Origin of the sequence: Streptomyces rhizosphaerihabitans, assembly GCF_025399795.1 — a bacterium.
Taxonomy (GTDB): Bacteria; Actinomycetota; Actinomycetes; order Streptomycetales; family Streptomycetaceae; genus Streptomyces; species Streptomyces rhizosphaerihabitans.
The window spans coordinates 1-11,909 of the sequence record NZ_JAODTZ010000022.1 but is presented as its reverse complement, the minus strand read 5'-3'; the positions used below and the strand labels follow the sequence as shown (position 1 = coordinate 11,909).

Annotated in this window: 6 protein-coding genes; all 6 read right to left on the bottom strand. The window is 72.5% G+C overall.

Going from position 1 to position 11,909, the window contains the following annotated elements; genetic code table 11:
- Positions 1-96 precede the first annotated feature (96 nt).
- On the bottom strand, positions 97-1,905 hold the full coding sequence (locus tag N4G66_RS22225) for a GMC family oxidoreductase (RefSeq protein WP_261705904.1): 1,809 nt from the start codon (positions 1,903-1,905) through the stop codon (positions 97-99).
- A gap of 83 nt (positions 1,906-1,988) precedes the next feature.
- Positions 1,989-3,911, bottom strand: coding sequence for a succinic semialdehyde dehydrogenase (locus N4G66_RS22220; RefSeq protein WP_261705903.1), 1,923 nt, complete (start codon positions 3,909-3,911; stop codon positions 1,989-1,991).
- A 208-nt stretch (positions 3,912-4,119) separates the two neighbouring features.
- Positions 4,120-6,063, bottom strand: coding sequence for a serine/threonine-protein kinase (locus tag N4G66_RS22215; RefSeq protein WP_261705902.1), 1,944 nt, complete (start codon positions 6,061-6,063; stop codon positions 4,120-4,122).
- A 109-nt stretch (positions 6,064-6,172) separates the two neighbouring features.
- The gene (locus N4G66_RS22210) at positions 6,173-7,843 is read right to left on the bottom strand and encodes a serine/threonine-protein kinase (protein WP_261705901.1); all 1,671 of its coding nucleotides are present in this window, start codon (positions 7,841-7,843) and stop codon (positions 6,173-6,175) included.
- 61 nt (positions 7,844-7,904) lie between these two features.
- Positions 7,905-9,671, bottom strand: coding sequence for a serine/threonine-protein kinase (locus N4G66_RS22205; protein WP_261705997.1), 1,767 nt, complete (start codon positions 9,669-9,671; stop codon positions 7,905-7,907).
- Positions 9,672-9,859: 188 nt separating this feature from the next.
- Positions 9,860-11,909: serine/threonine protein kinase (locus N4G66_RS22200; RefSeq protein WP_261705900.1), on the bottom strand; the 2,050-nt coding region annotated here is incomplete at its 5' end.

The following is an 11,909-nucleotide window of genomic DNA, read 5'->3' as shown; positions in this document are numbered from 1 at the left end:
GGGCTCGGGCGGGTCTCAGGCTCGGGCGGGGCCGCACCGGGCCTGGGCCTGGGCTCGGGCTCCGGCTCGGCGGGGTCGTAGCGGCCGGGGCTCGGGCTACGGCTTCGGCGGCACCGCCGGCATACCCAGGAACGGCAGCCGCAGTGCGCCGAAGGCGTCCGCGGGGACGGCGGGCCGGCGCGGCTCCACCGCCCTGAGACGCTCGTACGCGGCTCCCGGCGCCGGACGTGGATCGGCCTCGCCCTTGTTGGGCCAGAACGACATGGCCCGCTCGGCCTGCGCGGTGATGGTGAGCGACGGGTTGACGCCGAGGTTCGCGGAGACGGCGGCACCGTCGACGACGGAGATGCCCGGGTGGCCGTAGAGCCGGTGGTAGGGGTCGATGACACCTTCCTCCGCACCGGCGCCGATCGGGCAGCCGCCGAGGAAGTGCGCGGTGAGCGGGGTGCCCATCAGCTCGCCGACGTTGCTGCCCGCGAAGCCGTTGATCTCCTCGGCGATGACGGAGGCGGCCTGCGAAGCGGCCCTGATCTGCTTGGGGTTGGGCGCACCGTGCCCCTGACGTGCCGTCAACAGCCCCTTGCCCGCACCCTTCGGCTTCAGATACGTCGTCAGGGAATTGTCGAGCGACTGCATGACCAGCCCGATGATGGTGCGTTCGGACCAGCGGCGGTTGGACAGCGACCGCAGCATCAGCAGCGGATGCCTCGCCGCGTTGACCAGCCACCCGGCCACCCTCGACGAGCCCTCGGCGTAGGGGACTTGGAGGATGGACATGCCGCCCATCGCGTTGGAGCCCTTGCCGTAACGGACGGGTTCGATGTGGGTGTTCTCGTCCGGGTGGATCGAGGACGTGATGGCCACACCCTGGGTGAAGTCGGCCCTGGGCGTCCCGTGCGCCTTGCGGTAACGGCGGTTGTCCGTCTGCGCGCCGACCAGTGCCTCGGAGTTGGTGCGGGTGAGCTCGCCCAGCCTCTTCGACAGGTACGGCAGCTGGCCGCCCGCCTTCATGCGGTGCAGCAGCGTCTGGGTGCCGTAGGTGCCGGCCGCGAGCACGACCCGGTGCGCCGTGAAGGTCCGCCCCTCCCCCTTGCGCCGCTCGTCCGTCGGCAGCGTCCGGACGGCGTACCCGCCCCGCGAGTCGTCGGTGACGGACACGACGGTCGTCATGGGATGGACGACCGCACCCGCCTTCTCCGCGAGGTGGAGATAGTTCTCGTTGAGGGTGTTCTTGGCGCCGTGGCGGCAGCCGGTCATGCACTCGCCGCATTCGGTACAGGCCTTGCGGGAGGGTCCGACGCCCCCGAAGTACGGGTCGGCGACCTCCTCGCCGGGCTTCGCCCCGGCGGACCCGTCAGCGTCCTGTCCGTCACCGAAGAAGACGCCGACGGGCGCCATGTGAAAGGTGTCGCCGACCCCCATCCGCTCCGCAGCCGCCTTGAGGTGCACGTCCGACGGGGTCATCGTCGGGTTGAGCCGTACACCCAGCATGCGCCGGGCCTGGTCGTAGTACGGCTTCAACTCCCCTTCCCAGTCGGTGATGTCCTTCCACTGCGGGTCCTCGAAGAAGGGCTTCGGCGGTACGTAGAGGGTGTTGGCGTAGTTGAGGGAACCGCCGCCGACGCCCGCGCCCGCGAGCACCATCACGTTGCCCAGCAGATGGATGCGCTGGATGCCGTACATGCCGAGCCGCGGGGCCCATAGGTAGTTCTTGATGTCCCAGGAGTTCTTGGGGAGCGTGTCGCGGGTGAAGCGACGGCCGGCTTCCAGGACACCAACGCGGTACCCCTTCTCCGTCAGCCGCAGGGCGGTGACGGAGCCGCCGAAGCCGGAGCCGACGACGACGACGTCGTAGTCGTACGTTCCCTCGTCCGGCTGTTCCTGGACAGAGCTCTCCTGTGACACGTGCCGCTCTCCTCGTCGAGAACCGTTTGAGAACTGTTTGAGAACCGTGGATCGTTGCCGAGGGCCCGTGAAGGGCCGTAGGGCTAGCGCAGCCGGAACGCCTTCATGACCTTCAGGCTCCGGCTCATGAACGCCGCGTACTTCTCGTCGTCCATGCCGAGGGACGGCGCCATCGGCAGCAGCCTCTGGTGGGCGACGGTCTGCGCCTCGGTGTACTTGAGGATGCCCTCGGAGCCGTGCCGGCGGCCGAGGCCGGAGTCCTTCATGCCGCCCATGGGCGACTGGACGCTGCCGTACGCGGGCGCGTACCCCTCGTTGACGTTCACCGTGCCGGTCCGCAGCCGGGCCGCGACCGCGCGACCGCGCCGCCCGTCCTTCGTCCAGACGGACGAATTGAGGCCGTACGACGTGGAGTTGGCGAGTTCGACGACCTCGTCCTCGGTCTTGAACCGATAGAGGGAGACGACGGGTCCGAAGGTCTCCTCGGCGCAGACGGCCATCGGGGCCTCCACTCCGTCGAGGATGGTGGGCTCGTAGAAGTACGGGCCGATGTCGGGCCGGGCGACACCGCCCGCGACGACCCTGGCCCCCTTGGCCACGGCTTCCTCGACGTGCCGCGTCACGGTCTCCAGCTGCCGCTCCCCGACCAGCGACCCCATGTCGGCCCCGTACGCCAGGGATGTGCCGAGCCGCATGGCCCTGGTCCGGGCTGCGAACCGCTCCGCGAAGGCATCGGCGATCGACTCGTGGACGTACAACCGCTCGATGGAGATGCAGAGTTGGCCGGCGGAGGAGAAGCAGGCGCGGACGGCGCCCGCGGCGGCCTTGTCGAGGTCGGCATCCTCGAGGACCACCATGGCGTTCTTGCCGCCGAGTTCGAGCGAGACGCCGACGAGACGGGCGGCCGCGCCCTGGGCGACCTCGCGGCCGGTCCGGGTCGACCCGGTGAAGGAGACGTAGTCGGCGTGCTTGACGACCTCGGGTCCGACGACCGGCCCTTCCCCGATGACGACCTGGAAGATCTCGGCGGGCAGCCCGGCCTCGATGAGCAGGTCCCGCGCCCACAGGGCGGTGAGGCAGGTCTCGGTGTCGGGCTTCATGACGACCGCGTTGCCCGCGACGAAGGCCGGCAGCGCGTCCCCGACCGACAGCTCCAGCGGGTAGTTCCAGGGCGCGATCTGCCCGACGACACCGCGCGGGTGGCGGAGTTCGGTGACCTTGGTGAGGGTGGGGACCGCGCCCGCGTGCCGCTTGGGGCGCAGGTACGAGGGCGCCTTGCGTCCGTAGTGCCGCGCGGCTACCACGACGGCCTGGACCTCTTCGTGGGCGTGCAGCCGGGCCTTGCCGGTCTCCAGCTGGATGAGGTCCAGCACCTCGGCCTGCCGGGCGAGCACGAGGTCGTGGAAACGGAGCAGGACGGCGGCGCGCTGCCGTACAGGGGTGGCCGCCCAGGCGACCTGGGCGGCACGGGCCCGCTCGAAGGCCTTCTCGACGTCCTCCGGGGTGGACTCGGGCACGTCGGCCAGCTTCTCGCCGGTGAACGGCGTGTGGTTGGCGGTCCGCCCGGACCCGGCCACACCCTTGGTGAGCTGCGCGACGAGCTCGGGGGTGACCACGTCGGCGGCGGTACGGGCGCCTGCCGGGGCGGGAGCGAGGGGGTTGGTGCCGACGGCACCGGAGGGCGCGGACGCGTCGGGGCCCGCGACGACGGCGGCCGTGCCGTCGACGGCTGCGGTGCCGACGGCTGCGGTGCCGACGGCTGCGGTGTCGGCGACGCTCACGGTGTCGTCACCGCCCGCGGCGCTTTCGCTGCCCGCGGTGTCGCCGACGCCCGCCGTGTCTTCGGTACTCGCCGTGCCGTCGCCGGCCGTCGTGTCCTCGGGGTCGGCGGCGGACGTCAGGTCCGCGTCGGTCGCCGCGGCCACGCCGACCGCCGCGTCGGTACCGGCCGTCTCGTCGGTGCCGGTGTTTTCCGTGGCCTGCTCCGCGGCCTGCGAGTCCGTCATGAGCCGCAGGGTATGCCCGCTCGCTCCCTTTGGGTACCCGTCGGTAATGGCCTTTCACGGAGTACTCACAAAGCGCCAGTGATCACTGGCAGCAAATACGCTGATCAGGGCGTTGTCGATCCGACGATCACCGGGGGATCGTTTCTCCGGTCACAGTCCGGTCACCGGGGACGAGAGGGCCGCCACCCGCACGGCACCGGCCCGGCGGTCACGGCTTGTCGATGTCCAGGTTCGCGATCGCCGCGTCGGCCACTTCACGGCCCCGCACGGTGAAGTCGCCGTCGCCCGGATAGCTGATCGTGAGCTTGTACATGTCGCCGGCCTTCGACTTGTAGTAAAAGAGCCTGACTTCGCGGGGGCGGGGATTCTGGCTGTCCGTGGTCCTGTACCTCACGGTGTTCTCGGCGGACTCCCGGCCCCGGTACGTCGCCTTGGCGTCCGGGGTCGTCCTCGGACCCGCGGGCATGCTCAGGTCGTACGCTCCGGAAGCCTTGAACTCACCGTCGTCCGCGTACATTTCGGCCCGCGCCGAGTCCTTGATCTCCCTGGTGGTGTCCTCGGACTTCCTGGCGAGACTCAGCCCGATCCAGATGCTCCCGCTCCAGTCGGTGTACGTGACCCAGTGCTTCTTGTCCGACCTCCGGTCCGGTGTCCCCTCCTGGTAGCGGGCGGGCACCGCCAGCGTCGCGGCGACGTCCGCCACATGCCGTTTCCGCCAGCCGTCGGGCAGCGGACCGGCGAACGGGTCCGCGATCACCAGGTACGCCCCCACCGCGGCGGCGGCGACCACCGCGACGACCGCGGCCGCAAGGCCGATCAGGGCCCGGCGGCCGACGCGGAATCCCCCGGCCCCGGGCTCTCCGGGTCCGTCCGGGCCCTCGATCCGCGTGACCTGGGTGGGCGCCGGGGCGGGCGGCCGCGCGGCCTCCTCCAGGAGGCGCCGGACCTCGGCCGCTCCGGGGCGGTGGGACGGCTCCTTGCTGAGCAGGCCGTTGATCGCCTCCGCGAGCGGGGCACCCGCCGAAGCGGGCGCGGCCGGCGTGGCGTTGAGGACCGACTGGAGCGTGGCGGGCGTGTTGCTGCGCCGGAAGGGGGAGACGCCTTCGGTGGCGGCGTAGAGCACCACGCCGAGCGACCAGAGGTCGGAGGCCGGACCGGGACGCTGGCCCAACACCCGTTCCGGGGCGATGTATTCGGGCGAGCCGACGAAGCCGCCGGTGTCCGTCAGACTGGTCTCGCCTTCGATCCGGGCGATTCCGAAGTCGGTGAGCACGACGCGGTCGTGCCGGCCGAGGAGCACGTTGTCGGGCTTGACGTCGCGGTGCAGGATCCCCGCCGCGTGCGCGGCCTCCAGGGCACCGAGGATCTCCAGGCCGATGCGCGCGGCCTCGCGGACGCCGAGTGTGCCCTCCTGGAGGGCGTCGCCGAGCGAGCGGCCCCGCACCAGCTCCATGACGATCCAGGGCTGTCCGTCCACGACCGCGACGTCGTGGACGTTGACCACGGCGGGGTGGTCGAGCCGTGCCGCCGCGCGTGCCTCGCGCCGCATCCGCTCGTACGCGGTGGCCCGTTCGCGCTCGGGAAGATGGTCCGGGACGCGCGGTTCCTTGACGGCGACCTCACGGTCGACGGTCTCGTCCGTGGCCCGCCACACCGTGCCCATGCCGCCGTGTCCGAGCTTGGCGAGCAGGCGGTAGCGCCCGGCTACGAGTCGGCCCGCCCCCGGTTCCCGCGAGGGCTCCGAGCCGGAAGCCTCCGGCTGGTCCGGGACGGTGGGGGCGGGTGTGGCATACGGATTGCCCGGGTACGGGACGGCGACCTGGACTCCCGGTGTCCGGCCCGGCGCCGGGGCTCCCGGCGCCACGGCTTCCGGCTGCCCACCCTGCACCATGGCCTCCGGCCGCCCACCCTGCACGGCGGTCTCCGCCTGCCGGCCCTGCGCGGCAGGCTCCGGCGGCCCACCCCGCACAGCCGTCTCCGGCGGCCGTCCCCGCACGGCCGTCTCCGGCGGCCCAACCTGCACGGCGGTCTCCGGCGGCAGGTCCGGCACCGTGACCCCCTGCTGCCGGCCCTGCACCGCGGGTCTCGGTGGTTGCAGACCGAAACTCGTCGGCTCGTCGCCCCTGCGAGGGACTCCCCCGTCGTCGCTCATGCGTCCATCTGTACCGCGGCGGGCGCCTCGCCATCCAGCCTCTTCGCCCACCGGTCACAGACCCGTGACGCACACCATCCCTTATCTCCCCTTTATGGGGATACAGCCTCTATGAGGCCACGAACGTGTTCACCGCCACGTCGAAGTACTCCTTCTCCTCCGTCACCCGGCCCACCGGCGCGGAGACCCAGACGTCGTACATCCGGCCACCCTCCTCCCAGCACAGGTCGTAGGTGTGCCGTGCGCCCTCCGACTTGGTGAAGCCGTTCCAGGTGAACTCCCAGAGGGCGGCGGGGTGTCCGTCGTGGGTCGTCCGGGCGACCGTGCCGTCGCGATAGCCGGGGTTGTTGGAAGGCCCGTCGGCGTCCGCCCGGCGCATCACGCCCAGCGGACCGCCCGTCTCGGGATCGGCCACCTTGATGCCGAGGCGGAAAGTTTCGCCCGGTGACATGTAGAAGATCCGCTCGCCCTGCGGATCCCGTGTGAAGCCGTTGGGCACGGCGAGCGAGAAGCCGTTCGGATCCGACGCGGTGCGGTAGCCCGAGGGTGCCGTGCGGGGAGTGGCGGCCGATGTCTGCCGCCGGGTCACCGTGACGGTGGGGCCGGCACTCCTGGGCGGGGCCGAGAGCGTGCCGGACGCCGAGGACGACGCATTCGGCGTCCTCGATGCGGACGCCGTACTCGGTGTGCGTGACGTGCCCTGCGAACTCGACGAGGCCGGTTTGCCGTCACCGCCACCGCCGTTGCCCATCAGCAGCGCGGCCGCCGACACACCCGCACCGGCCATCGCGGCGACCAGCGCGGCTGCGACGAGGAGACTGCGCGTGGACTGTCTGGGCGGTTGGTCCGCCGGGGTGGCGGAAGAGCCCGGCGACGGCTCGCGCGCGGGTCTGTGCAGGGGTACGTCCCGCCGCGTCGGCGTGTAAGGGACCGACAGCCGCGGTGTACGGCCGGTGTCCCGGAAGGCGCGCAGCATCCGCTCCGCCTCCGCCGCGTCGAGCCGCCGCTCCGGATCGCGCTCCAACAGTCCTCGTACGACGGGCAGCAGCGGCGCAGCCTGGGCCGGCGGACGGATCTCGTCGACGACGACCGCGTGCAGGATGCCGCCGAGCGAGTCGCGGCGGAAGGGCGACGCTCCGCTCAGCACCGTGCACAGCAGCGCGCCGAGCGACCACAGGTCGGACTCGGGGCCGGTCCGTGCCCCGGCCATCCGTTCGGGCGCGGTGTACTCGGGCGAGCCGACGAACGCGCCGGTCTCGGTGAGCGTCGTCGCGCCCGCGACCTGGGCGATCCCGAAGTCGGTGAGCACGATGCGGTCGGTGCCCGCCTCGACGAGGACGTTGGCGGGCTTGAGGTCGCGGTGCAGGACGCCCGCCTCGTGCGCGCGGCGCAGCGCTCCGAGCAGGTCGATGCCGATGCGGGCGGCCTCGCGCGCGTCGACCGGCCCGTTCGCGGAGATCCGTTCGGCGAGTGAGCCGCCGTCGATCAGCTCCATGACGATGTAAGGGCGTTCGTCGTCCTCGACGACGTCGTGCACGACGATGATGTGCGGGTGGTGCAGTTGCGCCACGGCCCGGGCCTCGCGCAGGGTGCGGTCGCGCTGGAGCCGGGCCTCCTCCGCGGAGAGCGAGTCGTCGAGGACCAGCTCCTTCACCGCGACCCGGCGGCCGAGCAGCTGGTCGGTGGCACGCCAGACGACGCCCATGCCGCCCCGGCCGATTCTGGCCTCCAGCCGGTAACGGCCCGCGATCACACGGACGTTCTCCCCCTCGGTCCCCATGGGCCCATCATGCCCCACCGGACGAAGACCCTCCGGGGCGGTGACGTCGCCGTAGGTGTTATCAGGCCTTGGGGCTCCAGCTGCGCAGGATCACCTTGAACTGCTGAAGCGCGGTGTCCCAGTCCGCGGCGGGCGAGGACATGTAGATCGCGTACTCGACGCCGTCCCGGCCGAGGTAGGTCTGCTCGATGGCGCGGCGCGGCCCCGGGAACGGCGTCTGCTTCGGCAGCGCGGTCCAGGTGAAGTCCCAGAGGGAGCCGTGGCAGTCCCGGAACGTGTTCGCCTCGAGGCTCACCCGCGCGTAGTCCTGGAGCTTCGTCAACTGCTCCTCCAGGTCCAGCTGGTGGCTGTACGGATCCGGGAAGTCCGGTGAGTCGTCCACGGCGATGCGGACGAAGTGCTCGCCGCCGTCCGGGGTGTAGTCGACCTGGGAGCCGTTGGCCTTCCGCTTCCATTTCTTGCCGGGAAGGGCGATGTTGAAGCCGTCGGGGTCGTCCACGCTCACCCAGTGCGCGGGGAGGGCGCCGGCGGCGGTTCCTGACCCGCCGTCCGTGGCCCCGCCGCTGGGCTTGCCGGTGGCGCCGCCCTTGTTCCCGCCTGTTCCGACGGAGTCGGCCGAGTCGCCGCCGGCCCGCCGCCAGTTGTCCGCGTACCGCATGGCTACGGCACCGCCGCCGCCGACCAGCGCGGCCATGACCAGGACGAGGGCGATGGTGCGGCCCCGCCGACGCTTGCGGGGCTCGGGGCCGGGCAGGAGCTGGTACCTGGTCCCGGCGGGACCGCCGCCCTGGGGCGCGCCCCCCTGTGTGGTGACGCCGGTTCCATGGCCGTGGCCGCCCGTGGTCGGTGCACCGTAGGACAGACCGGCGTGGGCGGTACCCCCGTGGTTCTGACCACCATGGGTTCCGCCCCCATGTGCCCCGGCCCCGTGTATCCCGCCTTCGTGGGAAGGGTCGCGTCCCCCACTCGTGTCCACATGCTGTGTCGGCACATACGCCTGTGCCGTCCTCGGACGGCGGCCCTCCGCGGCCTCGGCGAGCATCTCCTCGGCCTCGTCCGGGCCGGGGCGTCCCGCGGGGTCCTTGCAGAGCAGCGAGACGATGACGGGCTCCAGCGCACCGGCGTACTGCGGGGGCGTGAGCTCCTCGTCCACCACGGCCTGCATGGTCGACAGGGGCGACGTGCGCCGGAACGGCGACCGCCCCTCCACCGCCGTGTACAGCGTGGCCCCGAGGGCCCACAGGTCGGCGGCCGGACCGGGGTCGTGCCCGCGCACCCGCTCGGGCGCGAGGTAGTCGACGGAACCGACGATCTCGCCGGTGCGCGTGATGGTCGTGTCACCCTCGACCTGCGCGATCCCGAAGTCGGTGAGCAGCACGCGCCGGTCGGACGACAGCAGGACATTGCCCGGCTTCACGTCCCGGTGCAGCACCCCGGCCGCGTGCGCGGCGCGCAGCGCGCGCAGCACCCACAGCCCGATCCGCGCCGCCTCGGCCGGTTCGAGGCGGCCCTGCTCCTTGACCTCGTCGGCCAGCGAGTTGCCCTCGACCAGCTCCATGACGATCCACGGCCGGTTGTCGTGCTCCAGCACGTCGTGGACGGTGACGACGGCCGAGTGGTTGATCCTGGCCGCGGCCCGCGCCTCGGCATGGGTCCGGGCGAGCAGCCGGGCGCGGTCGCTCTCGGCCACGTACAGCGCGGCGGTCAGCTCCTTGATCGCGACCGCGCGGTGCAGCACCTCGTCATGGGCGCGCCAAACCCGGCCCATGCCACCGCTGCCGATGGAGTCGACAAGCCGGTAGCGGCCCGCGAGGAGCAGGCCCTGCATCTGATTCACGTTTCCCCGCAATGGTATTGACAGGGTCAGACTAAAGAGCGGTACCCACCCAGGGAACAAGCGGGGTCGTACGGAGACCGCACTGTGACGGTTGTCCCTTCCTTGTACGGAAGGGAACCGTTTGGCGTTCAGACGTTCTCGCCTGCGCAAACGCGGCGTCCGGTGCGCAAAAGGGTTGTTCAGCCGGTGACTTGGTAGGTCGACGACGCCTGCTCGTAGAGCCGTGTCACCTCGTCGCGCTCGGCATCCGGGCCGCGCACCTGCACCACGTGGTAGTGACCGCCGACGAGGATCGCGAGGTTGCGCACGTAGAGCGAACGTCCCCCGGAGTCCTGCCAGGTGAACTGGCCCTCGGCCATCACCTTGCCGCCCACGTCGATCCGCCGCATCCCGCTGGAGGTGGCCCAGGTCGAGTCGCGGAAGGGCTGCAACTCCTTCTCGTTCTCCCGCTGGTAGGTCATCGGGTCGCTGCCGTACGTGGCCGTGCCGTCCCGCCCGGGTACGACGATGAGCTCGAAGTCCCCCTGGGAGTAGATGATCTGGCCGCTGCCGTTCTTCGGCGAACGGTTCCAGCCGCTCGCCACGGCGACCTGGAATCCCTCGGGGTCCTTGCGGAGGGTGAACCCCTGGGCCACGTCGGGGTCGGCGGAGGTGTGCGAGGAGGTCGAACTGGACTTCCCCGAGGGGCTCTTGCCGGGGTCCGGCGAGGTCCGGTCGGGGCGGGGCCCGCCGCTCGCCGTCGTGTCGCCGCCGGCGCCGGAGGTGGGGCCGGCCTGTCCTGCGGAGCCGGTCCGCCCGGCGCCCGTGCCGCTCCGGTCCGACTTGGGCATGAAGACCACCGCGTACGCGACCGCCGCGGCCAGCAGGAGCAGGACCAGCAGGAGCAGGTTCCGGCCCAGCCGGCGGGGTCCCGCCTGGCTCTCCCGCCTGGCACGCTTGTGGCGGGCGTGCGGGCTGGTCGCGGGCAGCCCGGCGCGGCGCCTGCGGACGAGCTCGCCCCGGCGCCGTACGATCGGCAGCCGGCTCGGATCGACGGGCGGCGCGGGCACGACATGCGCCCCGGCCTCGGGCTCCGGCGCGGACCGCACCAGGGACCGCAGCCAGCCGCGCAGTTCCTCGAAGTCGAGCCGCTCGGTGGGGTCCTGGCGCAGCAGCGACTCGACGACGGGTCGCAGCGGTCCGCACTCCTCGGCGAAGGCGGGCGGCTCGGCGCACACCAGCTGCACCAGCTCGGCGGTGTTCTCCTCCGGGTAGGGAGCGTGTCCCTGTACGGCGCGGAAGAGCAGCGCGCCCAACGCCCACAGGTCGGTCGCCGGTCCGATCGGGGCGGCCAACTGCCAGTTCTCGTGCACCGGTCCGGCCTGCTCCGGCGCCCAGCGCTCGGTGACCGGTCCGACCACGGCCATCCGTGCCTGCCGGGCCCGCTCCGCCGCGAGCGCGGTGGCCGGCCCTCGGTGCGGTGGTGTCCCGACGACCAGCTCACCCCAACCGCCGCCACGGCGCTCGGGGTTGTGCGGGGCGGGAGCCGGACTCTGCGGGGTGCCGGGAGCCCCGGTGCGGTCGGGGGCCGCAGAGGCGCCGGGCAGGCGGGCTCGGCCGGAATCCGTGAACCCGCCGGGGTGTCCGGGCGCTTGGGCGTGGCCGGAGGTCTGGAAGCCGCCGGAGAACCGGCCGTTGTCCGGACCCCGGTCGTCGTCGCCGGGCCGTCCGGGGGCCGGGACGCCTGGACGGCCGCTGTGGCCTGCGGCGTAGGGCGCCTGTCCGGGCGCGGGGTTGTCGTACCCCGTGGCACCCGGGGCCGGCCTGCCGCCCACTCCCGGTCCCGGTCCCGAGGGGAGCGTGGGGCGCCCTTGGCCGTTGTCCCCGCCGGCAGCTCCGGCAGGGCGCGGCTGAACCCCGTGCCTGCCGATGCCGCCGACTCCGTACGGGTCGGCTATCTGACCCGGAGGGGCTGTGTGAGGGTGCTGCCGGCCGCCTTGGCCGGGCAGCTGCGGCGGGGTGTGTGCCTGGGCCTGCGTGGAGTGCGGGAAGGCGCCGTACCGGCCGTCCTGGCCGGCCTGCTCGCCCTGCTCTCCGGGTGCCGAGGGCCGGGGTGCCGGAAGGGCGAGCGGATCGCCCCGCTGTTCCCCCTGGACGCGGGCGGCGGCGCGTGCTCCGGCGCGGTACGCGGCGATGGCTCCGGCGCGTGCGGCACGGATGTCGTCCCCGGCGTCCTCCGCTCCCCCGCCC

Excerpts from the sequence above, each read along its gene's own strand:
- N4G66_RS22220 (WP_261705903.1), bottom strand. The coding sequence starts at position 3,911 with ATGACGGACTCGCAGGCCGCGGAGCAGGCCACGGAAAACACCGGCACC.
- N4G66_RS22215 (WP_261705902.1), bottom strand. The coding sequence starts at position 6,063 with ATGAGCGACGACGGGGGAGTCCCTCGCAGGGGCGACGAGCCGACGAGT.
- N4G66_RS22210 (WP_261705901.1), bottom strand. The coding sequence starts at position 7,843 with ATGGGGACCGAGGGGGAGAACGTCCGTGTGATCGCGGGCCGTTACCGG.
- N4G66_RS22205 (WP_261705997.1), bottom strand. The coding sequence starts at position 9,671 with ATGCAGGGCCTGCTCCTCGCGGGCCGCTACCGGCTTGTCGACTCCATC.